General features: G+C 73.3%; 22 protein-coding genes. 15 read left to right on the forward strand and 7 right to left on the reverse strand.

What is annotated here, in order from left to right:
• Positions 1 to 3: 3 nt before the first annotated feature.
• Positions 4 to 939: a DMT family transporter gene (locus tag ACFRU2_RS21660; RefSeq protein WP_382974382.1), complete on the reverse strand. Its 936-nt coding sequence runs from the start codon at positions 937 to 939 to the stop codon at positions 4 to 6.
• Here ACFRU2_RS21660 and ACFRU2_RS21665 point away from each other — a divergent pair.
• From ACFRU2_RS21665 to ACFRU2_RS21675, 3 genes are read left to right on the forward strand one after another with little or no spacing between them, the layout of a single operon-like run.
• Entirely contained in the window at positions 938 to 2371 is a 1434-nt protein-coding gene (locus ACFRU2_RS21665; protein WP_382974385.1) for a PLP-dependent aminotransferase family protein, read from the forward strand. The genes ACFRU2_RS21660 and ACFRU2_RS21665 overlap by 2 nt on opposite strands.
• A gap of 31 nt (positions 2372 to 2402) precedes the next feature.
• Complete coding sequence (locus ACFRU2_RS21670) at positions 2403 to 2978, forward strand: histidine phosphatase family protein (protein ID WP_382974388.1); 576 nt, start codon at positions 2403 to 2405, stop codon at positions 2976 to 2978.
• A gap of 49 nt (positions 2979 to 3027) precedes the next feature.
• Positions 3028 to 3810: an N-acetyltransferase gene (locus ACFRU2_RS21675; RefSeq protein ID WP_382974390.1), complete on the forward strand. Its 783-nt coding sequence runs from the start codon at positions 3028 to 3030 to the stop codon at positions 3808 to 3810.
• Here the strand turns inward: ACFRU2_RS21675 and ACFRU2_RS21680 are convergent.
• Complete coding sequence (locus ACFRU2_RS21680) at positions 3807 to 4400, reverse strand: carbohydrate-binding module family 14 protein (protein WP_351439961.1); 594 nt, start codon at positions 4398 to 4400, stop codon at positions 3807 to 3809. The genes ACFRU2_RS21675 and ACFRU2_RS21680 overlap by 4 nt on opposite strands.
• Positions 4401 to 4559: 159 nt before the next feature.
• Here ACFRU2_RS21680 and ACFRU2_RS21685 point away from each other — a divergent pair, with 159 nt between their 5' ends.
• On the forward strand, positions 4560 to 5018 hold the full coding sequence (locus tag ACFRU2_RS21685; protein WP_382974393.1) for a hypothetical protein: 459 nt from the start codon (positions 4560 to 4562) through the stop codon (positions 5016 to 5018).
• Positions 5019 to 5059: 41 nt separating this feature from the next.
• Here the strand turns inward: ACFRU2_RS21685 and ACFRU2_RS21690 are convergent, their stop codons facing one another.
• Positions 5060 to 5839, reverse strand: coding sequence for a LysR family substrate-binding domain-containing protein (locus ACFRU2_RS21690; protein WP_382974396.1), 780 nt, complete (start codon positions 5837 to 5839; stop codon positions 5060 to 5062).
• A 58-nt stretch (positions 5840 to 5897) separates the two neighbouring features.
• Here ACFRU2_RS21690 and ACFRU2_RS21695 point away from each other — a divergent pair, with 58 nt between their 5' ends.
• From ACFRU2_RS21695 to ACFRU2_RS21705, 3 genes are all read left to right on the forward strand, one after another.
• On the forward strand, positions 5898 to 6305 hold the full coding sequence (locus ACFRU2_RS21695) for a DUF5997 family protein (RefSeq protein ID WP_274552747.1): 408 nt from the start codon (positions 5898 to 5900) through the stop codon (positions 6303 to 6305).
• A gap of 234 nt (positions 6306 to 6539) precedes the next feature.
• Entirely contained in the window at positions 6540 to 6971 is a 432-nt protein-coding gene (locus tag ACFRU2_RS21700; RefSeq protein ID WP_382974398.1) for a helix-turn-helix domain-containing protein, read from the forward strand.
• Between the two features lie 9 nt (positions 6972 to 6980).
• Positions 6981 to 7397 carry a VOC family protein gene (locus ACFRU2_RS21705; protein WP_382974400.1) on the forward strand — a complete coding sequence of 139 codons (417 nt, stop codon included), beginning with the start codon at positions 6981 to 6983 and terminating at the stop codon, positions 7395 to 7397.
• 33 nt (positions 7398 to 7430) lie between these two features.
• Here ACFRU2_RS21705 and ACFRU2_RS21710 read toward each other — a convergent pair whose 3' ends face one another.
• Positions 7431 to 8141, reverse strand: a complete 711-nt coding sequence (locus ACFRU2_RS21710; RefSeq protein WP_382974403.1) for a DUF6215 domain-containing protein — start codon at positions 8139 to 8141, stop codon at positions 7431 to 7433.
• A 158-nt stretch (positions 8142 to 8299) separates the two neighbouring features.
• Here ACFRU2_RS21710 and argC point away from each other — a divergent pair, with 158 nt between their 5' ends.
• The 6 genes from argC to ACFRU2_RS21740 all read left to right on the forward strand — a co-directional run bounded on the left by argC (position 8300) and on the right by ACFRU2_RS21740 (position 14190).
• Positions 8300 to 9328, forward strand: a complete 1029-nt coding sequence (gene argC / locus ACFRU2_RS21715; RefSeq protein ID WP_382974406.1) for an N-acetyl-gamma-glutamyl-phosphate reductase — start codon at positions 8300 to 8302, stop codon at positions 9326 to 9328.
• A complete protein-coding gene (gene argJ / locus ACFRU2_RS21720) occupies positions 9325 to 10482 on the forward strand; it encodes a bifunctional glutamate N-acetyltransferase/amino-acid acetyltransferase ArgJ (RefSeq protein ID WP_382974408.1) in 1158 nt (385 codons plus the stop codon). The genes argC and argJ overlap by 4 nt, the downstream gene beginning before the upstream one ends.
• Entirely contained in the window at positions 10479 to 11402 is a 924-nt protein-coding gene (argB, locus tag ACFRU2_RS21725; RefSeq protein WP_382974411.1) for an acetylglutamate kinase, read from the forward strand. Before argJ ends, argB begins: the two co-directional genes overlap by 4 nt.
• Entirely contained in the window at positions 11399 to 12598 is a 1200-nt protein-coding gene (locus ACFRU2_RS21730; RefSeq protein WP_382974414.1) for an acetylornithine transaminase, read from the forward strand. The genes argB and ACFRU2_RS21730 overlap by 4 nt, the downstream gene beginning before the upstream one ends.
• A gap of 22 nt (positions 12599 to 12620) precedes the next feature.
• Positions 12621 to 13157 (forward strand): arginine repressor, encoded by a 537-nt coding sequence (locus tag ACFRU2_RS21735; RefSeq protein WP_250744663.1) that lies wholly within the window; start codon positions 12621 to 12623, stop codon positions 13155 to 13157.
• A gap of 76 nt (positions 13158 to 13233) precedes the next feature.
• The gene (locus ACFRU2_RS21740) at positions 13234 to 14190 is read left to right on the forward strand and encodes a hypothetical protein (RefSeq protein ID WP_382974417.1); all 957 of its coding nucleotides are present in this window, start codon (positions 13234 to 13236) and stop codon (positions 14188 to 14190) included.
• On the opposite strand, the gene ACFRU2_RS21745 is transcribed toward ACFRU2_RS21740, so the two are convergent.
• From ACFRU2_RS21745 to ACFRU2_RS21755, 3 genes are read right to left on the reverse strand one after another with little or no spacing between them, the layout of a single operon-like run.
• Positions 14177 to 14851, reverse strand: a complete 675-nt coding sequence (locus ACFRU2_RS21745; RefSeq protein WP_382974645.1) for a L,D-transpeptidase — start codon at positions 14849 to 14851, stop codon at positions 14177 to 14179. The two genes, ACFRU2_RS21740 and ACFRU2_RS21745, sit on opposite strands and share 14 nt — an antisense overlap.
• Before the next feature lie 33 nt (positions 14852 to 14884).
• Positions 14885 to 15466: a pyridoxamine 5'-phosphate oxidase family protein gene (locus tag ACFRU2_RS21750; protein WP_250744665.1), complete on the reverse strand. Its 582-nt coding sequence runs from the start codon at positions 15464 to 15466 to the stop codon at positions 14885 to 14887.
• A 43-nt stretch (positions 15467 to 15509) separates the two neighbouring features.
• Positions 15510 to 18449 carry a hypothetical protein gene (locus ACFRU2_RS21755; protein WP_382974420.1) on the reverse strand — a complete coding sequence of 980 codons (2940 nt, stop codon included), beginning with the start codon at positions 18447 to 18449 and terminating at the stop codon, positions 15510 to 15512.
• 134 nt (positions 18450 to 18583) lie between these two features.
• On the opposite strand from ACFRU2_RS21755, the gene ACFRU2_RS21760 reads away from it, so the two are divergent.
• Both ACFRU2_RS21760 and argH read left to right on the forward strand, forming a co-directional pair.
• The gene (locus tag ACFRU2_RS21760) at positions 18584 to 19777 is read left to right on the forward strand and encodes an argininosuccinate synthase (protein ID WP_274552757.1); all 1194 of its coding nucleotides are present in this window, start codon (positions 18584 to 18586) and stop codon (positions 19775 to 19777) included.
• A 97-nt stretch (positions 19778 to 19874) separates the two neighbouring features.
• Complete coding sequence (gene argH / locus ACFRU2_RS21765; protein WP_382974423.1) at positions 19875 to 21305, forward strand: argininosuccinate lyase; 1431 nt, start codon at positions 19875 to 19877, stop codon at positions 21303 to 21305.
• The last annotated feature ends 96 nt before the right edge of the window (positions 21306 to 21401 follow it).

A 21401-nucleotide genomic window follows, 5' to 3' on the forward strand; every position in this document is an offset into this window, starting at 1 on the left:
CGTTCAGCCCCTTTTTGGCCCATCGGGCCGCTGCGTCACCGCGATGCAGACGAGCACCGCGCAGGCGGCGACGGGCGCGGCCGGGGACAGCTGCTCGCCGAGCAGCAGCACCGACCACAGCAGGGTCAGCAGCGGCTGCGCGAGCTGGAGCTGGCTCGCGCGGGCCGCGCCGATCTCGGCCATGCCCCGGTACCAGACGTAGAGGCCGAGGAAGGAGGAACCGACCGCCACCCAGACCAGCCCGGCCACCCCGCGGCCGGTCAACTCGACCGGCTCGTACGCGAGCCCGAGCGCGGAGCCGGCCAGACCGATGGGCAGGCACAGCACCAGCGCCCAGGCGATCACCTGCCAGCCGGGCAGCAGCCGGGCCAGGCGTCCGCCCTCGGTGTACCCGGCCGCGCACACCAGCAGCGCGGCGAAGAGGAAGGCGTCTCCGGCCGAGAGGGCGCCGCCGCTCTGGGCCACGGTGAAGCCGAGGACGACGACCGCTCCGGCGACGGCCGCGGCCCAGAACCGGCGCGAGGGCCGGGCTCCGGTGCGCAGCGAGGAGACCACCGCCGTGGTGAGCGGGAGCAGGCCGACCACCACGGCGGCGTGCGAGGTGGTGGAGGTCTGCAGGGCCAGGGTGGTCAGCAGGGGGAAGCCGACGACCACGCCGCCGGCGACGACCGCCAGCCCCGCCCAGTGGGCGCGGGCCGGCACCGGAACGCGCAGGGCCAGCAGGAAGGCGCCGGCCGTCAGGCCCGCCAGCAGACAGCGCAGGCCGAACAGGGACCACGGGCCGAAGCTCTCCAGGCCCCAGGCGGTGCCGGGGAAGGTCAGCGAGAAGGTGACGACTCCGGCCGCGGCGAGCGTGGTGCCCCCGAGGGCGGGCCGACGGGCGTCGGTTCCTCGAACTGCTATCGCGTTGGGGAGAGTAGCGCTATTCTGTGCTGTCATGTACGAGCGTAGCAGTGTGGCGGAACTGGCGGAATCCCTTCGGCTCGAGCTGAACCGCTACTCGGTGGGTGGAAAGCTCCCGTCGAGCCGGGCCCTGATCGAGCAATACCGGGTCAGCCCCGTCACCGTCTCCCGGGCCCTCGCCCAGCTCGCCGCCGAAGGCCTGGTGGTCACCCGCCCCGGAGCCGGGGTCTACCGCGCGCAGCCCCGTACGCACACCCAGGAGCTCGGCGACACCTCGTGGCAGTCCGTCGCCCTGAGCGCCGAGGACTCCGGCGAGGTGGTCCCGCGCTCCGTGGACGCCTCCGGGGTGCTGGTCACCCTGGCCGCCCCGCCCGCCGGGGTCATCCCGCTGCACAGCGGCTACCTGCACGAGGCGCTCCAGCCCGAGCGGGCCATGGCGGCGGCGCTCGCCCGGGCCGGCCGGCGGCCCGGGGTGTGGGGGCGGCCGCCCGTGGAGGGGCTGCCGGAGCTGCGGGACTGGTTCGCGCGGGAGATCGGCGGGGCGGTCGCGGCCGCGGACGTGCTGGTGACCGCGGGCGGCCAGAGCGCGCTCGCCGCCGCACTGCGGGCGCTCGCCCCGCCCGGGGCGCCGATCCTCGTCGAATCCCCGACCTACCCGGGGCTGCTGGCCCTCGCGCGGGCCGCGGGCTGCCGGCCGGTCCCCGTCCCGGTGGACGCGGACGGGGTCCGGCCGGAGCTGCTGGCCGCCGCCTTCGAAGCCACCGGGGCGCGGGTGTTCGTATGCCAGCCGCTGTTCCAGAACCCGACCGGGGCCGTGCTGTCCGGCGAGCGGCGGGGAGAGGTCCTGCGGATCGCGCGCGCCGCCGGGGCGTTCGTGCTGGAGGACGACTACGCGCGGTCCCTGGCCCACGAGGACGCGGGCCCGCTGCCCGCGCCGCTCGCCGCCGAGGACCCGGACGGGGTGGTCGTCCACGTGCGGTCCCTGACCAAGGTCACCTCGCCCAGCCTGCGCGTGGGCGCGCTGGCGGCCCGGGGCCCGGTTTTCGACCGGCTGCGCGCCATCCAGGTCGTGGACAGCTTCTTCGTGCCCCGGCCTCTCCAGGAGGCCGCCCTGGAACTGGTGGGCGCACCCGCCTGGCCGCGCCACCTCAAGACCGTGGCCGCCGAGCTGCGCCACCGGCGGGACGTCCTCGCGGGGGCGCTGCGGCGGGAACTGCCGGAGCTGGAGGTGCCCCATCCGCCGCGCGGCGGCTACCAGTTGTGGGCGCGGCCCGGAGGGGGCGGCGACGACGCGGCCTTCGTGGCGGCCGCCCTGCGGGCCGGGGTCGCGGTCGCGCCGGGACGGCCGTACTTCTGCGCGGAACCGCCCGGTCCGTTCGTCCGGCTGAGCTTCGCCGGGGTGTCCGGCGCCGGCGAACTGACCGAGGCCGTCCGGCGGCTGCGGTCCGGGCTTCGTCCCGACGCTTGACCTCGTGCGACACGCGGATCACCATCGCCGCATGCATGTTCGGGTTTCGCTAGTCGCAGCAGCCCGTAGTACCTCGCTGCTCGCCGAGCGCTTCGACGACGACCGCCCCCTCGACGTGGACGGCTGGCGCGCGGTGGAATCCGCCGCGCGCGGGCTCGTACCGCTGGGCTCGGCCGAGCTCCGCTACTGTTCGCCGACCTCGCGCAGCCGGGCCACCGGGACCGCCCTCGGCTACGCCCCGATGGCGCAACCCGCCCTGCGGGAGTGCGACATGGGGTACTGGCGCGGACTCACCCTGGCCGAGGTGGCGGCCCGGGATCCCGCGGCCGTGGACCTCTGGCTGACCGATCCGCACGCCGCGCCGCACGGCGGGGAGTCCCTGCTCGCCTTCATCGCCCGGATCGGCGGCTGGCTCGACACCCGGCCGGCCGACGACGGGGGAGCGATCGTGGCGGTGGCGGAGCCTTCGGTGGTCCGGGCGGCGCTCGTGTACGCCCTGAACGCGCCACCGCTGACCTACTGGAACGTGGACGTCCGCCCCCTGTCCACGCTCACCCTCGCCGGCCGGCCGCGGAGCTGGCACCTCTCCCTCCAGGCGCCCGTCTGAGCCGGCTAAATCGGTTGAGGCGCAGGTGGGAGGTGCCTAGCCTGCGGGCATGGACAAGATCACAGACATCGGCGGCGCGGGCATACGGATCACCACGATCGCCGAGCGGCCCGAACTGGCGGCCCGGCTCTGGGACATGAAGGACTCGTGGCCCGAGTTCGCCCAGCACGACGCGCTGGCCTGGCTGCTGTACCCGCGGATGGTGGCCGAGTTCCCGGAGTACGTCCTGATCGCCACGGACGGCGACACGGTGGTCGCCCGGGGCTTCAGCGTGCCCTTCGCGCAGCACGCGCCGGGCCGCGACGGGGTGCTCCCCGCGCAGGGCTGGGACCGGATCCTGATGTGGGCCTTCTCCGACCTGCGGCGCGGGGTCGAGCCCGACACCGTGAGCGCGATCGAGATCAGCGTCGCCAGCGACCGGCAGGGCGAGGGCCTGTCCGGCCGGATGCTCGCCGCGATGCGCGCAACCGCCCGCGCGCGCGGCTTCACCGAGGTGGTGGCCCCGGTGCGGCCCAGCGGAAAGCCGGCCGAGCCGGACACCTCGATCCACGAGTACGCGTACCGCACCCGCGAGGACGGCCTCCCGCACGACCCGTGGCTGCGGGTCCACGTGCGGGCGGGCGGCGCCATCGACTCGGTGGCCCCGCTGTCGATGACGATCACCGGCTCCGTCGAGCAGTGGCGGGAGTGGACCGGCCTGCCCTTCGACACGGCCGGCCCGGTCCGCGTTCCCGGTGCCCTGTCCCCGGTCCACTGCGAACCGGAGCAGGGCTTCGCGGTCTACGTGGAGCCGAACGTCTGGGTCCGGCATCCGCTGGGGGCGCTTGCCTAGAGGAGCGCGATGGGGGCGGTGGCGGAGGAGGGGAGGTAGATCCCTCCGATGCCCGCGTAGGTGGCCCGGTAGCCGCGCAGGAGTTCGTCCAGCGGGATCGTCAGCCGGGCCGGGGTGTCGCACCGGGCGGCTCCGAACTGGTCGGTGACCGCGGTGCACAGGGTCCGGCCGCCGACGGTCGTGAAGGTGACCGGTACGCCGTCCAGCCCGGCCGGGGCGTCCGCGATCCGCACGGTGGTGCTGAGGTTCTTGACCCCGAAGAGCAGCCCGTTCAGCTTCGCCGGGCCGGCCGTGGTGAGCGTGGCCACGGCGGGCCGGACCAGCTCGGGCGCCTCGCAGAGCTGGGTGCCGGGAGCGTAGACCTGCCCGGTGGGGCAGGCCACGACGGTGGCGACCCCGCCCGCGCACTGGACGTAGAACCGCTGGTCCTGCAGTCGCGGCAGCCGCCCGGTGGCGCCGCCGGCGCACGAGCCCTCGGCGGCGCTCACGGGTGCGGCCCCCACTCCCAGCGCGAGGACCGCTCCGGCGGCCAGCGCGGCGAACGAGGCGGCCCATCCCTTGCCGGCCGGACCCTTGCCGATACGTAACACCCTTGCCCCCAGTTCACTCACTGTGACGAAATGAATACGAAGTGACTATAGGGACGGCCGTGTGGCGGGCGCAACGCTCTCGGGGCATCGCCAGGGAGTGCGAATATCCGCTAGCTTGAACGCGTTCAAGTCGAGTGGGTGCGGCCGGAGGGGGCGGGCATGGCGGGGATCCCGTGGTCCGGCCGGGGAGCGGCGGACGGCGCCGCCGCGGCGCACGGAACGCCGGGCGCCCACCCGTGGCAGCAGCGGATCGCGCTGGTCGCGCTGATCCTCCCGGTGCCGTTCGTGGTGGAGATGCTCGGGGCGGGGCTGTCGCCGTTCGTGCTGATCGCCCCGGCCCCCCTGCTCGCGGCTCCCGCGGCCCTGCGCGCGCACCGGGCCCGGTTCATGACCGCCTGCGTGGTCCTCGCGGTCGTACTGCTCGGGTGGTCGCTCTTCGGATTCCTGGAGGGGGCGTGGGTCTTCCTGCCCTCGTCGCTGCTCCTGCTGTGCGCGAACTTCGCCGACCCGCGGGCGTACGCGACCCCGGCCGCCGTCTTCGGCTTCGCCGCCGTGGCCATCGCGGTGCTGCCCGCGATCGGCTCGCTGACGGCCCTCGTCCACCTGCTCGGCGGCTGAGCCGGGAGGGAGTCGGCCTACGTGCAGTCTTCCTGCAGGCCCTAGCGGCCCCGGGGCTTCCCGCGCTTGCCGGTGGACTTGGCCGTGGCCTTGCCGCCCTTGGGGGCCCCGGACCGCGGGTTCTTGGCGGCCGGCTTGCCTCCCGTGCGGGGAGCCGGCTTCCGCGCCGGCTTCGCCTTCTTCTGCTCGGGCTCGGGCTGGGTGCGGCCGCGTCCGCGCGAGCTGTTGACGGTCCGCCCGCGCACGATCCCGATGAACTCCTCGACCAGGTCGGGGGTCTCCTCCGCCTCGGGCCACGACAGCGCGACGCGCGACTCGGGGGCGTCCAGCAGGGTCCGGTACGTGAGGTCCTTGCGGTGGTGCAGCCGCGCGAGCGACTGGGGCACGATCAGCACCCCGATGCCCGCGGCCACCAGCTCGATCGCGTCGGCCGTGGTCTCCGGGCGCTGGAGCGCCGCCTTGCCCGGCAGCTGCTCCCACGCGAGGGTGTCGTCCAGCGGGTGGAGCACGATCTCGTCGGCCAGCTCCGCGATCGACAGCTCCTCGGCCGCGGCCATGAGGTGGTCCTTCGGGATCACGACGACCGTGGTCTCGGTGTAGAGCGGGATCGCGCTGAGGTCCGTACGGTCGATCGGCAGCCGGACGAACCCGGCGTCGGCGCCGCCGCCGCGCAGCAGGGCGGGGGCTTCGGCCGGAGTGACCTGGACGAGGGTCAGCGGAACGTCGGGCAGACGCTCCTTCCAGATCCGGACCCACTTCGTGGGAGTCACCCCGGGGACGTATGCGAGCTGGAACGACGGGGGTGTCCGGGAGTCTGTCACCCGGCCAGATTACCGGCCGTGGTCGGAGGTGGCGCACATGCTCGATACCCTTGACCTCATGACGTCGCACCAGACCACCCAGACCATGAAGCCCGCTACTGCGGCGAAGAAGCTGGGTGTGTACCTCGAGGCCACCCCCGCAGAGTTCCAGGAGGGTGTCGTCTCGCGCACCGAGCTGACCGCCCTCCAGGCCGAGCCCCCGCAGTGGCTGCAGGACCTCCGGGCCAACGGCCCGCACCCCCGTCCGGTGGTCGCGTCCAAGCTCGGCATCTCGATCGCCGGTCTGGCGCGCGGCGGTGTCACCGAGCCGCTCACCACGGAGCAGATCGAGGCCCTGAAGCAGGAAATGCCGGAGTGGCTCGCGAAGGAGCGCGCCACCCAGGCCGACGTCCGCAAGGAGACCGTCCGCATCAAGCAGATGCAGGCGGAGAAGGCCGCGAAGGCCGCGGAGAAGACCGGGAAGTAGGCGTCCCTTCACGGAACCCCCGGTCTCCCCGCGGCCCCCTGGGGGGTGTCTTGCCGATCAGGCCGGGCTCGCGGCGTCTGGCACCGCGCCTCGCCGCGTTGTCGTCACTCGTCGACGCTCCGCGTCGACTCCCTCCTCCGCCTTGCGATGCACGGCACCAGACGCCGCTCCCTGATCCGGCCTGATCGACAAGACACCCCCTAGGCCCGCACCGGCCGTGAGATGCTGGTGCGCGTGACGATCGAGGACCTGGTGCGGCTGCGGCGGGCCCGGGACGTGATGGACCGCGACTACGCCGAGCCGCTGGACGTACCGGCGCTGGCCTCCGTCGCCCTCATGTCGCCCGGGCACTTCTCCCGCAGCTTCCGGGCGGCCTTCGGAGAGACCCCGTACAGCTACCTGATGACCCGCCGCGTCGAGCGGGCCAAGGCCCTGCTGCGCCGGGGCGACCTGAGCGTGACCGAGGTCTGTTTCGCGGTCGGATGCACCTCGCTGGGGTCGTTCAGCTCGCGCTTCACGGAGCTGGTCGGGGAGACCCCCAGCGCCTACCGGGCCCGCCGGCACGAGGCCGGCGCCGCCATCCCGGCGTGTGTCGCCAAGGTCTTCACCCGGCCCGTGCGGAACACCGCGGGCAATAGGGGAGCGGGATCCGCGACCGCGTCGTAGCGTCGGGGCATGACCATCAAGCTCTCGCAGTGCTTCATCGCCGTCGACGACCACGACAAGGCGCTCGCCTTCTACCGTGACGCCCTCGGCATGGAAGTGCGCAACGACGTCGCCTTCGAGGGGATGCGCTGGGTGACCGTCGGCTCGCCCGAGCAGCCCGACGTGGAGATCGTCCTCGAACCGCCGCTCGCCGATCCCGGCGCTTCGCCGGCCGACCGGCAGGCGATGGCGGAAATGCTGGCCAAGGGCGTGCTCCGCGGGGTGATCTTCGCGACGGACGACGTGGACGCGACGTTCGAGCGCATTCGGGCCACCGGCGCAGAGGTGCTCCAGGAGCCCGCCGACCAGCCGTACGGGGTCCGCGACTGCGCCTTCCGCGATCCGTCCGGCAACATGCTCCGCTTCAACCAGCCGCGCAGCAGCTGACCCGCAGCAGCTGACCCGCGCTCCCGCCGGGCCTCACCCGGCGGCGGCCCACCCCGGGACCGTCGGCAGCACCGTCTCGGCGAGGCGCAGCACGACCGCGTCGTCGGGCATCCCGCCGTCGGAGCGCCACAGCGTCAGCTCGTAGGTGCCGCCGCCGTCCTCCGTACCCCGGGACACCACGAGGGAACGGGTCGGGACACCGGAGCCGGTGCTGGCGTCGCTGCCGTCCAGGTTGAAGCTGAGGCTGATGGTGCGGTCCGAGTAGTAGGCGGCCGGGTGCCCCAGGACGGTCAGCGGCAGCGTGCCGTCTCCGAGGAACTTGGCCACGGTGGCGACCTTCAGCCCGTCGTCCGCGACCCTCAGGTTCACGGTGTAGGTCTCGAACTCGATCTTGCCCGAGGGGGTGTGGATCTCCTCGTCGCTGCCGACGGGCTTGAAGGTGCTGCCGCCGCCGTTCGCGTTCTTCACGACCTCGCCCGGAGTACCCAGCAGGTCCGCGAGATCGGGACGGTGCAGCGCCTCGCACAGCTGGGCCCCGGAGACGTGCCCCGCCTCGGCCGGGGTCTGCGCGGGCTTCTTCTCGGGCTCCCCGTGCGAGCAGGTGACGGGCTTCGCCTCACCGCTCGAATTCACCGATTCCCCGCCCACCCAGAGGGCGAGTCCCAGGGCTCCGAACAGGCCCACGGCCATGAAGCCCTGGCGTATCGCGGCGCCCTTGGAGATCGTCAGTCCGTCGTCGCTCATGTCCCCCACCTGCTGTGATCCCCCGATATGTGCCCGGGGAACGTAACCCGTGATCATCGGACGGACAAGCGAGTAACACTGGGGGAGTAAGACCGGACGACTGCTTTGCATAAACGTGCGGTCGTACGTATAGTCATGCCATCGAGGAGGAGGGTCCGATGGTGGTACGTGTAGCGGTGGCCGGTGCGAGCGGATACGCGGGCGGGGAGGTGCTGCGCCTGCTCCTGGCCCACCCCGAGGTCGAGATCGGCGCACTGACCGCCAACTCCAACGCCGGGCAGCCGCTCGGTGCGCTCCAGCCGCACCTGGTGCCGCTGGCCGGACGCGTTCTGGAGGCGACCACGCCCGAGGTGCTCTCCGGTCATGATGTCGTCTTTCTGGCCCTGCCGCACGGGCAGTCCGCCGCCGTGGCCGCCCAGCTCGGCGAAGAGGTCCTCGTCGTCGACATGGGCGCCGACCACCGGCTCCAGGACTCCGCCGACTGGGACAAGTTCTACGGCGCCCCGCACGCCGGGACCTGGCCCTACGGCCTTCCCGAGCTGCCGGGTGCCCGCGCGGCCCTGGCCGGCTCCAAGCGCATCGCCGTCCCCGGCTGCTACCCGACCGCCGTCTCGCTCGCGCTGTTCCCGGCCTACGCCGCGCAGCTCGCCGAGCCCGAGGCCGTGATCGTCGCCGCCTCCGGCACCTCGGGCGCAGGCAAGGCGCTCAAGCCGAACCTTCTGGGCTCCGAGGTCATGGGCTCCATGAGCCCGTACGGGGTCGGCGGCGGCCACCGCCACACGCCCGAGATGGTGCAGAACCTCAGCCCCGTGGCCGGCCAGCGGGTGTCCGTCTCCTTCACGCCCACGCTGGCGCCGATGCCCCGCGGCATCCTGGCCACCTGCTCCGCCAAGGCGCTGCCGGGCACCACGGCCGACGCGGTCCGCGCCGCGTACGAGAAGGCGTACGCGGACGAGCCCTTCGTGCACCTGCTGCCCGAGGGCCAGTGGCCGGCGACGGCGTCCGTCTACGGTTCCAACGCCGTTCAGATCCAGGTCGCGTACGACGAGGCCGCGCAGCGGATCATCGCGATCAGCGCCATCGACAACCTGACCAAGGGCACCGCCGGCGGCGCGGTCCAGAGCATGAACATCGCCCTCGGCCTCCCCGAGGCGCTGGGTCTTTCCACGATCGGAGTCGCACCGTGAGCGTCACGGCAGCACAGGGATTCACTGCGGCGGGCATCGCCGCCGGGATCAAGGCAAACGGCAACCCGGACCTGGCCCTCGTGGTCAACCAAGGGCCGCGTCTGGCCGCCGCGGGCGTCTTCACCTCCAACCGCGTCAAGGCCGCGCCCGTCCACTGGTCCGAGCAGGTCCTGCGCGGCGGCACGGTCAGCGCGGTCGTCCTCAACTCCGGCGGCGCCAACGCCTGCACCGGCCCCAAGGGGTTCCAGGACACCCACGCCACCGCGGAGAAGGTCGCGGAGGCGCTCGGCGGGGACGTCAACGCCGGCGAGATCGCCGTCGCGTCCACCGGCCTGATCGGCGTCCTGCTCCCTATGGACAAGCTGCTCCCCGGCATCGAGACCGCGGCCGCCGCGCTCTCCGCCGACGGCGGCGAGGCCGCGGCCATCGCCATCAAGACCACCGACACCGTGCACAAGACGGCCACGGTGAGCCAGGACGGCTGGACCGTCGGCGGCATGGCCAAGGGCGCCGGCATGCTCGCCCCGGGCCTGGCCACCATGCTCGTCGTCCTCACCACCGACGCCGACCTGGACAGCGCCACCCTCGACAAGGCGCTGCGCGCCGCGACCCGCACCACCTTCGACCGGGTCGACTCCGACGGCTGCATGTCCACCAACGACACGGTGCTGCTGCTCGCCTCCGGCGCGTCCGGCCAGGTGCCGGCGTACGAGGCGTTCGCGGAGGCCGTGCGCACGGTCTGCGACGACCTGGCCCGCCAGCTGATCGGCGATGCCGAGGGCGCCAGCAAGGACATCCGCATCGAGGTCATCGGCGCGGCCACCGAGGAGGACGCGGTCGAGGTCGGCCGGTCCATCGCCCGGAACAACCTGCTCAAGTGCGCCATCCACGGCGAGGACCCGAACTGGGGCCGCGTCCTGTCCGCGATCGGCACCACGCAGGCCGCCTTCGACCCGGACCGGCTGAACGTCGCCATCAACGACGTCTGGGTGTGCAAGAACGGCTCGGTCGGCGAGGACCGCGACCTGGTGAGCATGAAGGGCCGCGAGGTCCGCATCACCGCCGACCTGTCCACCGGTTCCGACTCCGCGGTCATCTGGGCCAACGACCTGACCGCCGAGTACGTCCACGAGAACAGCGCCTACTCCTCATGAGCACTGCACGCAGGCACACCGCCCTGCCCAAGGCCGAGATCCTCATCGAGGCCCTGCCCTGGCTGACCCGGCACAACGGCAAGGTCGTCGTCATCAAGTTCGGCGGCAACGCCATGATCGACGAGGACCTGAAGGCCGCCTTCGCCCAGGACGTCGTCTTCCTGCGCCAGGCCGGTCTGAAGCCGGTCGTCGTCCACGGCGGCGGCCCGCAGATCAACGCCCAGCTCGACAAGCAGGGCCTGGTGAGCGAGTTCAAGGCGGGTCTGCGCGTCACCACGCCCGAGGCGATGGACGTCGTACGGATGGTCCTGGCCGGGCAGGTCCAGCGCGAGCTGGTCGGGCTGCTCAACCAGCACGGGCCGCTGGCCGTCGGCATGACCGGCGAGGACGCGCACACCATCACCGCCACCAAGCACACGCCCGAGATCGACGGCGAGAGCGTCGACATCGGGCGGGTCGGCGAGATCACCGCCATCGACACCGGCGCGATCGAAGCGCTGCTGGCGGACGGCCGGATCCCGGTCATCTCCTCCATCGCGCGCAGCGCCGACGACCACCACGTGTACAACGTGAACGCGGACACGGCCGCCGCGGCGCTCGCCGCCGCGCTCGGCGCCGAGACGCTGATGGTCCTCACCGACGTGGAGGGGCTCTACGCGGACTGGCCCAACAGCGACGAGGTCATCAGCAGGCTCACCGTCAGCCAGCTGGAGAAGCTGCTGCCCGAGCTGTCCAGCGGCATGGTCCCGAAGATGGAGGGCTGCCTGCACGCCGTCCGCAACGGGGTGACCACCGCCCGGGTGATCGACGGGCGGGTCCAGCACTCGATCCTGCTGGAGATCTTCACGGACGAGGGAATCGGCACGATGGTCGTGCCGGACGCACAAGCAGCAGAGACCCAGGGAGGGGACCCCGCATGACCGGCAACCAGGAGTTCGCCGCCCGCTGGCAGGGCGCGCTGACCAACAACTACGGCACCCCCGCGCTGGCGCTCGTACGCGGCGACGGAGCGCAGGTCTGGGACGCGGACGGCAAGCAGTACACCGACTTCGTCGGCGGCATCGCGGTCAACGCCCTCGGCCACGCGCACCCGGCCATCGTCACCGCCGTGACCGAGCAGATCTCCACCCTGGGCCACGTGTCCAACCTCTACGCCTCCGAGCCGGTCCTCGCGCTCGGCGAGCGGCTGCTCCAGCTCTTCGGCCGCCCCGGCAAGGTCTTCTTCTGCAACTCCGGTGCCGAGGCCGTCGAGGCCGCCTTCAAGATCGGCCGGCTGACCGGGCGGACCCACATGGTCGCCACCGACGGCGGCTTCCACGGCCGCACCATGGGCGCCCTGGCGCTCACCGGACAGCCCGCGAAGCAGGGCCCCTTCCTGCCACTCCCCGGAGACGTCACGCACGTCCCGTACGGCGATGTGGAGGCCCTGCGGGCCGCCGTCACCGAAGAGACGGCGCTCGTCATCATCGAGCCGATCCAGGGCGAGAACGGCGTGGTCGTCCCCCCGGCCGGGTACCTGACGGCCGCCCGTGAGATCACCCGGGCCACCGGCACCCTGCTCGTCCTCGACGAGGTGCAGACCGGCATCGGACGCTGCGGCCAGTGGTTCGAGCACCAGGCCCACGAGGGCGTCGAGCCCGACGTCGTCACACTCGCCAAGGGTCTCGGCGGCGGTCTGCCGATCGGCGCCGTCGCCGCGTTCGGACCCGTGGCCGACCTGCTCCAGCCCGGCCAGCACGGCACCACCTTCGGCGGCAACCCGATCGCGTGCGCCGCCGGTCTCGCCGTGATCGACACCATCGCCGCCGACGGGCTCCTCGACCAGGTCAAGGAGCGCGGCGAGCGCTTGCGGGGCGGAATCGAAGGATTCGCACACCCGCTCGTCTCGCACGTCCGCGGCGCGGGCCTCCTGCTGGGTATCGTGCTGACCGAGCCGCTCGCAGCGCAGGTCCAGCGCGCGGCTCAGGACGCCGGCTTCCTGGTCAACGCGCCCGCCCCCGACGTCGTACGGCTCATGCCCCCGTACGTCCTCTCCGAGGCCGAGGTGGACGCGTTCCTCCAGGCCCTGCCGGGCGTGCTCGACGCAGCGAAGTCCGCCGCAAGCGTGGACGGATGATCAAACGGGGAATGGGACGACGATGAGCCAGGCGCAGGAACACGAGCCGAACGGGCAGTCCGTTCCGCAGACCCGCACCGCCCGCCACCGCCGGATCGTGGACATCCTCAACCGGCAGCCGGTCCGCTCCCAGAGCCAGCTGGCCAAGCTGCTCGCCGACGACGGGCTGAGCGTCACCCAGGCGACGCTCAGCCGCGACCTCGACGAGCTCGGTGCGGTGAAGATCCGCAACACCGGCGGCGAGCTGATCTACGCGGTCCCCAGCGAGGGCGGCTTCCGCACCCCGCAGGCGCCGCTCGGCGAGTCGGCTAAGGAGGAGCGCATGCGGCGCCTCTCCGGGGAACTGCTGATCTCGGCGGAGGCCTCCGCGAACCTCGTGGTCCTGCGCACCCCGCCGGGTGCGGCCCAGTTCCTCGCCTCCGCGATCGACCAGGCCGAACTCCAGGCCATCCTCGGCACGATCGCGGGCGACGACACCCTGATGCTGATCAGCCGCGACCCGGCGGGCGGCCAGGCCCTCGCCGACCACCTGCTGAGGCTGGCGCAGAAGGAGGGCTGAGCCCCCGCGGCTCCGCCCGGTCCGTGGCGCCGGAAAACCCTCCCGGGTCCGGCGCCCGCGGCCGTAGCCTCAGGACGTGCTCCAAGTCGTCCTCGCCGCATCGGTGTTCGCCGCGGCCCTCGCCGTCTACGGGACCATCGGCCTGCGGTGGCGGCGCCGGGCCCGGCTGTGGCGCGCCTTCCTCGGGCGGGTCGCCACACTGGAGTTCGAGCCGTACCACGCCGCCGCGCTGAAGAACGAGGAGTCCGGGGCGGCGGCCGCCGAGCTGCTCCGGGACGGCCGGCTGGACATCGACGCGGAAGGGGCGGTGCTCCTGACGGCGGCGGGCCGCGACCCCGGCCCGGTACCCGCCCACCCGGTGCCCGCCGGTCTGCTGGAGGCCTTGCGCCGCCATGATCCCGAGCCGGTGTCGATCGGCTGGATCGAGCGCCACGACGCGGAGTACGCGACCGTGCGCTTCGCCCACCGCGAGGAGCGGGAGGCCCTGCTGCCCGTGCGCCCGCGGCTGCCCGTCGTCAAAGAGGGCAGCTTCCGGGCCTGCTGCGGTTGTGTGGGAGTGGTCCTGCTGGTGGTGTGCTGGATCGCCGCGGCCGAACTGCTGGTGGTGTCCCACCCGCACGGTGTCCTGGAATGGGCCGCCTCGGGCGTGACCGCCCTCGGTCTGGGTCTGCTCTGGTACGCCGACGGCGCCGCCAAGGCGGTCCGCGCGCGTACGGAGTCCGGTGACCCCCTGTGGGACCGCATCCATGACGAGCGGCACCCGGCCGTCGAGGGCCTGGACGAGCGGCAGCGGCTCCACCTGCTCAGGAGCCTCGACGACCGCGGCAGGTGGCGCGGCATCGACCGGGCCGTCGGCGACGACACGGACGGCGACGACGCGGACGGCGACGACACGGACGAGGACGACGGCTGGTGGGACGACGACTGGTCGGCGGACGCCTACCACTACCGGGCCTCCGACGCGTCCGCCGAAGAGTCCGGGCCCGGGACCCCTCCCGGTACCGGTCCTGGTACCGGTCTTAGTACCGGGTGACGGCCAGGTCGCCGGACTCCGTGCCGATCGCGATGTGCGGCTGCCTGTGCGGGTCCGCCCAGCGCAGCACCGCGCGCATCGCGTACTCGGGGACCGAGACGCAGCCGGCCGTCGCGCCCTTGCCGTTGACGTGCAGGAAGATGCCCGCGCCCCGGCCCCGTACCGGGCGCTCGTAGTTGAAGGCGATGACCAGCGCGTGCGCGTACTGCGTCGTGTACGTGGTCAGGTGCTCCGCCTCGCCGGGCGCGCAGTCCGCGGGCAGCGGCTCCACCCAGCGGTTGTAGCTCTCCGAGGCATTGTCCTGGCACCACCAGGAGTCGGGGGCCACCCGCCGGTAGCGGTACGCCGTACCGGCCGGGGCGTGCGCGATGCCGAAGGCGTAGGGCAGCGCGTACAGACCGGCCGGGGTGGTGTTCGTGCCCTGGGTCCGGGTCGCGCCCTCCGTCAGCCCGTTCGCGCCGAAGCGGGCGGGCGCGCTCCCCACCGCGTACCAGCGCCCCGCCCACCGGTCCCACCAGGTCAGGCGCCCGGTCGTGGAGCCGGGGGCCGGAGCCACGGCGGTGATCAGCTGGCTGCCGCCGCCGGTGTCGGCGAGCCGGGCGGGCAGCGGCGGCGGGCCGCTGTCGGGGCGGCCCTGCACCAGCAGGCTGGTGACGATCAGTGAGGCGGCGAGGAACGCGGTGCGCAGCACATGTCAGACGGTACGGGGCGGAAGGGGCAGCGGCAGCGCAGGCAGGCCGTCGACGCTCACTCCGATGAACTCCTTCTTCTCGCAGTAGGCGTTGAACTCCTCGTCCGTCTTGCGGCCGAAGTACTCCGCGTGGAGCGTGCGCTCGCCCTGGTACTCCATGAAGGGGATGGCGTACCCGCACACGTCCGCGATCCGGCGGGCCTTGACGAGGATGACCGCGCGCGCCGCGGGCCCGTCGGCCTCCCCGAACAGTTCGACGAGCCCGTCCCAGCGAGGGTCGTCGCGGAAGACGGCCTCGCCGTCGCCGTGGATGCGCACGATGTTCGGCGGCCCGCTGAACGCGCACCACATCAGCGTGATGCGGCCGTTCTCGCGGACGTGCGCGATGGTCTCGGCGCCGCTGCCGCCGAAGTCCAGGTAGGCGAGGGTCTGTTCGTCGATGACGACGAGCGTGCCGGCGCGGCCCTTGGGGGAGAGGTTGATGTGGCCGTCGCCGGACAGCGGGGCGGTGGCGGTGAAGAAGATCGGCTGTTCCTCGATGAAGGTGCGGAGCCTGCCGTCAATGCGGTCGTAGAGCTTTCCCATGGTCCGATTATCGGTTCGATGAGGGCGGGGTGGGGCCGCATTTTCACCAGATGAGACGGGTCCTGCGCATCTCGTTCCAGTCGAGCTTGAAGTAGTACTGCCGGTAGAGGGCCCGCAGCTCCGCCGGCTCGTAGGTCTCCCGGCGGGCCGTCGCCTGCCAGTCCCACGTCCGCAGCAGGTCCAGCGCGACGCGCCGCAGTGCCCGGTCCGGGTCGTCCAGCGCGGCGGTCAGGGCCGGCAACCCCTCGTCGGCGCCCCGGGCGGCAAGCAGCCGCAGTGCGGCCCTGCGCAGGTGCGCGGGCCGGTCCCGCAGGGCGCGTGCCACCAGCGGTCCCGTCGGCAGCCGGTCGGCCACCGGCCGCAGCGACCGGGTGACCTCCCGGACCACCACCGGTGACGGGTCGTCCAGCAGCGCGGACAGCGCCTCCGGGCCGGGTCCGGGCCCGTCGAGCAGCCGCAGCCCCGCGACGGCCGCCGCCCGGACCCGGCCGTCCCGTTCGCCGAGCAGGCCGGCCAGCACGGCGGAGTCCGCCCGTTCGCCGCACTCCGCGAGCCCGAGCACGGCCCCCGGGGCCGGGGAGTCCGCGCACAGCCGCAGGTACGCGGCGCGCGCGTCGGCCCCGTCCTGCCGGAGCAGCCACCGGGCGCAGGCCCTGACCGTCCCCGACGCGTCGTCGAGGTGCCGGGAGGCCTCACCGGCCCGGCCGGCCGCGCGCAGGGCGGTGACACCCGCCGCCCGCACGAACCCGGCGCGGGAGGCCAGCAGCGCGTCGACCGCGGAGTCCTCGGAGCCGCGCGCGGCCAGGGCGGCCAGCGCGGCCCGCGTCCACGCGTCCCGCAGGACCGCGTCCGGTTCCCCGGCGGCGCGCCGGGCCAGGGCGAGGGTCGTGAAGGAGTTCGCGGCCTCCAGGGTGATCCGTACGGCCGCCCGGCGGGTCCGCAGGTCGCCGTGGGCGCACAGCTCCGCCCGGACCGCCGCGTACCGGGGCTCGCGCAGCGCGGCCTCGAACGCCTCGGCGGCCCAGCGGCCCTGCCGGCGCTTCGCCAGGTGCATCACCATCGGGGTCAGGGTGCGCAGGGTGTCCTCCCCCGCGTCCCCGAGCGCCTCCGCGATGACGCCCCGGGCGGCCGCCCGGACCTGGGGGACCCAGTCGGCGCAGCGCAGGAGGACCAGCGGCAGCAGCTCGGGGGTGCCCGCGGCTTCGGCGACGGCCCGCTCCCGGATCCGCCCGTCCCAGTGGCACAGGGCGGTCGCGGAGCGGGAGGCGAGGGCCTCGGGCCCGTAGGACGCCATGGACCGCACCCCGATGTCCAGGGCGGACCAGGCGGCCGGGTCCTCGGTGTCGGCGACTTCGTCCAGCGGTGTCCCGGTACCGTGCGCGAGGTTCAGCGCCGCGTGCCGGCCCGTCTCCTCGTCCCACCTCAGGCGCTGCTGGAGCAGCTTCCGGGCCCACCCGCGCACGGCGGGGTCCCGGTGGGAGGTCAGGGAGCGCGCGATCCGGCGCCGGACCAGCAGCGGGCGCAGTTCCAGCAGGGCCAGGGCCGCGGCCCGCACGGACTCGGGCCGGCCGGGGGCGAACAGCTCCAGCAGCCAGGACTCCGGCCGGGTCCGCGCGTACGGGACCACCAGCGAGCGTGCCGCCCGGACGGCGGGCGGATGCGGGTCGGCCAGGTAGGGCAGCAGCTCTTCCGGCGTCGTGGCGCCGTGCCTGCGCAGCCCGTGGAGGGCAGCGGCCCGTACCCGCCCCTCGGGGGACCGGGCGAGGAGCCGCAGCAGGGGCAGGTCCGAGGCGTCCCCGGTCTCGGCCAGCCCGAACACCGCCCCGGGCGCGGGGGAGTCCGCGCACAGCGCGCGGTAGCGGGCCAGCGGGTCCTGCCCGGCGGCGCGCAGCTCGTGCCGGGCGGCCTCCCGTACCGGCGCCGCGGGGTCCGCCAGGTGTGCGGCCGCCTCGGCGCCCCGGCCCGCGGGGCGCAGGGCGTGGACGGCGGTGGCGCGCAGGGACGCGCGGCCCTGGGCGAGCAGGGAGTCGATCAGGCGGCCGGGCAGGGAGGCGGAGCGGGTGTCCGAGGCGGCCCGGGCGGCCTCCTCGCAGCGCCTGCGCACCACCCGGTCCCGGCTCGCCGCGGCGGTTTCCAGGAGCTGTCCGGGCGTCAGGGACCCGGCCTCCAGGGCCAGGCCGAGGGCCTCCCGGCGGACCTCGGGGGTCAGCCCGGTGAGCACGAGCCGGGCCGTCCGCTCGGCCGGGAGCTCCCCGGAGCGCAGTGCCGCGGAGCGGTTGCGCGCGTCGGGGTCCGCGGTGAGGTCCGCGACGCGGTCCGCCGGGAGCAGTCCGTGGGCCAGCGCGGCCCGGACGGCGGCGAAGCGGGTTCCCGGGTCCGGGTCGTGCGTCAGCCCGACGATCAGGGCGGCGGGCGGTGAGCCGAGCCGTTCGAGGAACAGCTCCCAGGCCCAGGCGCCGTACCGGCGGGGGCTCAGGAACAGGGCGAGGGGCGCCAGGGTGCGTACGAGGTCCGGCGCGGCCGCGTCCAGTTCCGCGGTCAGCACCGCCCGGGCCCGCTCCCGTACGGGCTCCTGCGTGTCGGCGCACCGGATCAGCACCAGCTCCAGGAGCTCGGGCCGGCCGGCCGCCCGCCCGAGGGCGGCCTCGCGCACCCGGGGGTCGGCGTGGCACAGGCAGAGCGCGAGCTCGGCGGCGGCCGGGGGCGCGGCGGCCCAGGTCACCCCGTGCCCGTCGTGCCAGTGCGGGGCGGTGCTCCAGTCGGCGATCTCCCGGTCGTCGAACCAGTGCATGCCCACCCGGACGGTGCCGGAGGAGGACCACCCCGCGTAGCGCTCGAAGGTGAAGACGCTGACGCTCGTGTCGAGCTCCGCCCAGGCCCGCGGGCCGTCGCCGTCGAGGGCGCGCGCGGGGCTCTTGCCGTGCAGCAGCCGCTCGGCGGGTGAGCAGAATTCGGTCCGGGACAGGGGTGGAAGCATCTCCATCCGCGCACTCTAGGTGGTCGGCACCCCCGCTGACCTCCCCTTATTCCATCGATTGACGAAACATGCAGACCAGTGCATAGTTATGCCTACCGCTGTTGGACGTAACGGCGGATGCACCGTGTAAGGAGAACCCCGTGGCCGAGCGCGTCGTACTCGCCTATTCAGGCGGTCTGGACACCTCCGTCGCCATCGGCTGGATCGCCGAGGAGACGGGCGCCGAGGTCATCGCCGTCGCGGTGGACGTCGGCCAGGGCGGCGAGGACCTGGACGTCATCCGCAAGCGGGCGCTCGCCTGCGGTGCGGTCGAGGCCGAGGTCGCCGACGCCAAGGACGAGTTCGCCGATGAGTACTGCCTCCCGGCGATCAAGGCGAACGCCCTCTACATGGACCGCTACCCGCTGGTCTCGGCCCTCTCGCGGCCGGCCATCGTCAAGCACCTCGTGGCCGCCGCCCGCAAGCACGGCGCCACCACCGTCGCCCACGGCTGCACCGGCAAGGGCAACGACCAGGTCCGCTTCGAGGCCGGCATCGCCGCCCTCGGCCCCGACCTCAAGTGCATCGCCCCGGTCCGCGACTACGCGATGACCCGCGACAAGGCCATCGCGTTCGCCGAGAAGGCGAACCTGCCGATCGCGACCACCAAGAAGTCCCCGTACTCCATCGACCAGAACGTCTTCGGGCGCGCCGTCGAGACGGGCTTCCTGGAGGACATCTGGAACGCGCCGATCGAGGACATCTACGAGTACACCGCGGACCCCGCTCTCCCGCGCGAGGCCGACGAGGTCGTCATCTCCTTCAAGGAGGGCGTCCCGGTCGCCATCGACGGGAAGCCCGTCACCGTGCTCCAGGCCATCCAGCAGCTCAACGAGCGCGCCGGGGCCCAGGGCATCGGCCGGATCGACATCGTCGAGGACCGTCTCGTGGGCATCAAGTCCCGCGAGGTGTACGAGGCCCCGGGCGCGATCGCGCTGATCACCGCCCACCAGGAGCTGGAGAACGTCACCGTCGAGCGCGAGCTGGCCCGCTACAAGCGGCAGGTCGAGCAGCGCTGGGGCGAGATGGTCTACGACGGCCTGTGGTTCTCCCCGCTGAAGCGGGCGCTGGACGGTTTCGTCAACGAGGCCAACCAGCACGTCAGCGGCGACATCCGGATGACCCTGCACGGCGGCCGCGCGGTCGTCACCGGCCGGAAGTCGGACGAGTCGCTGTACGACTTCAACCTCGCGACCTACGACTCGGGCGACACCTTCGACCAGTCGAAGGCCCAGGGCTTCATCGAGATCTTCGGCCTGTCCTCGAAGATCGCGGCCCGTCGCGACCTCGCCTGATCCCTACCCTTGCAGTACGAACCGCCTCCCCGTTACCTCCGCGGCGGGGAGGCGGTTGCACATCCGAAGCCATGCACGTTCTTGAGGAGCAGTAGCTGTGAGCAGCAACAACGGTGGTGACGTCCGGCTCTGGGGCGCCCGTTTCGCCGACGGTCCCGCCGAGGCCCTCGCGAAGCTGTCCGCGTCGGTCCACTTCGACTGGCGCCTGGCCCCGTACGACATCGCGGGCTCCAAGGCCCACGCCCGCGTGCTCGCCAAGGCGGGCCTCCTCACGGCCGACGAGCTCGGCCGCATGATCGCCGGCCTGGACCAGCTCGCGGTCGACGTGGAGAACGGCTCCTTCGTCGGCACCATCGCCGACGAGGACGTCCACACCGCGCTGGAGCGGGGCCTGCTGGAGCGGCTCGGCGCCGACCTCGGCGGCAAGCTGCGCGCCGGCCGGTCGCGCAACGACCAGATCGCCACCCTCTTCCGCATGTACCTGCGCGACCACGCCCGGATCATCGGCGGCCTCGTCGCCGATCTCCAGGACGCGCTGGTCGGCCTCGCCGAGGCGCACGCGGAGGTGGCCATGCCGGGCCGGACCCACCTGCAGCACGCGCAGCCGGTGCTCTTCGCCCATCACGTACTGGCCCACGTCCAGGCCCTGTCCCGGGACGCGGAGCGGCTGCGGCAGTGGGACACCCGGACCGCGGTGTCCCCGTACGGTTCGGGCGCCCTGGCGGGCTCCTCGCTCGGCCTGGACCCGGAGGCGGTCGCCGCCGACCTGGGCTTCGAGCGCGGCTCGGTCGGCAACTCCATCGACGGCACGGCCTCGCGCGACTTCGTCGCCGAGTTCGCCTTCGTCACCGCGATGATCGGGATCAACCTGTCGCGGATCGCGGAGGAGATCATCATCTGGAACACGAAGGAGTTCTCCTTCGTGACGCTGCACGACGCCTTCTCCACCGGGTCGTCGATCATGCCGCAGAAGAAGAACCCGGACATCGCGGAGCTGGCGCGCGGCAAGTCCGGCCGCCTCATCGGCAACCTGACGGGCCTGCTGGCCACCCTGAAGGCCCTTCCCCTGGCCTACAACCGGGACCTCCAGGAGGACAAGGAGCCGGTCTTCGACTCCTGCGACACCCTCGAAGTCCTGCTGCCGGCCTTCACCGGGATGATGGCCACCCTCACGGTCAACCGGGAGCGGATGGAGGAGCTGGCTCCGGCGGGCTTCTCGCTCGCCACCGACATCGCGGAATGGCTGGTCAAGCAGGGCGTGCCGTTCCGGGTGGCGCACGAGGTCGCCGGCGAGTGCGTCAAGGAGTGCGAGGGGCTCGGCATCGAGCTCGACGGGCTCACGGACGAGCAGTTCGCGAAGATCTCCGAGCACCTGACCCCGGAGGTCCGCACGGTCCTCAACGTCAAGGGCGCGCTGGCCTCCCGCAACGGCCGCGGCGGCACCGCCCCGTCGGCGGTCGCGATCCAGCTCACAGAGCTGAAGGCCGACCTGGTCATCCAGCACGCCTGGGCGGCGCACAAGAACTGACGGCGGTGCCCGGAGGGGCGGGGAGGGGGGGCCGGGGTGTTCGCGACCCCCCCCATTATCCCCGTAGCCGGGACCACGTCCCTAACCCCGGAGAGC

This window comes from Streptomyces sp. NPDC056883 (genome assembly GCF_042788835.1).
In the GTDB taxonomy this organism is placed as follows: domain Bacteria; phylum Actinomycetota; class Actinomycetes; order Streptomycetales; family Streptomycetaceae; genus Streptomyces; species Streptomyces stoeckheimensis.

Excerpts from the sequence above, each read along its gene's own strand:
- ACFRU2_RS21665 (WP_382974385.1), top strand. The coding sequence starts at position 938 with ATGTACGAGCGTAGCAGTGTGGCGGAACTGGCGGAATCCCTTCGGCTC.
- ACFRU2_RS21660 (WP_382974382.1), bottom strand. The coding sequence starts at position 939 with ATGACAGCACAGAATAGCGCTACTCTCCCCAACGCGATAGCAGTTCGA.
- ACFRU2_RS21670 (WP_382974388.1), top strand. The coding sequence starts at position 2,403 with ATGCATGTTCGGGTTTCGCTAGTCGCAGCAGCCCGTAGTACCTCGCTG.
- ACFRU2_RS21675 (WP_382974390.1), top strand. The coding sequence starts at position 3,028 with ATGGACAAGATCACAGACATCGGCGGCGCGGGCATACGGATCACCACG.
- ACFRU2_RS21685 (WP_382974393.1), top strand. The coding sequence starts at position 4,560 with ATGGCGGGGATCCCGTGGTCCGGCCGGGGAGCGGCGGACGGCGCCGCC.
- ACFRU2_RS21695 (WP_274552747.1), top strand. The coding sequence starts at position 5,898 with ATGACGTCGCACCAGACCACCCAGACCATGAAGCCCGCTACTGCGGCG.
- ACFRU2_RS21705 (WP_382974400.1), top strand. The coding sequence starts at position 6,981 with ATGACCATCAAGCTCTCGCAGTGCTTCATCGCCGTCGACGACCACGAC.
- ACFRU2_RS21710 (WP_382974403.1), bottom strand. The coding sequence starts at position 8,141 with ATGAGCGACGACGGACTGACGATCTCCAAGGGCGCCGCGATACGCCAG.
- argC (WP_382974406.1), top strand. The coding sequence starts at position 8,300 with ATGGTGGTACGTGTAGCGGTGGCCGGTGCGAGCGGATACGCGGGCGGG.
- argB (WP_382974411.1), top strand. The coding sequence starts at position 10,479 with ATGAGCACTGCACGCAGGCACACCGCCCTGCCCAAGGCCGAGATCCTC.
- ACFRU2_RS21730 (WP_382974414.1), top strand. The coding sequence starts at position 11,399 with ATGACCGGCAACCAGGAGTTCGCCGCCCGCTGGCAGGGCGCGCTGACC.
- ACFRU2_RS21735 (WP_250744663.1), top strand. The coding sequence starts at position 12,621 with ATGAGCCAGGCGCAGGAACACGAGCCGAACGGGCAGTCCGTTCCGCAG.
- ACFRU2_RS21750 (WP_250744665.1), bottom strand. The coding sequence starts at position 15,466 with ATGGGAAAGCTCTACGACCGCATTGACGGCAGGCTCCGCACCTTCATC.
- ACFRU2_RS21755 (WP_382974420.1), bottom strand. The coding sequence starts at position 18,449 with ATGGAGATGCTTCCACCCCTGTCCCGGACCGAATTCTGCTCACCCGCC.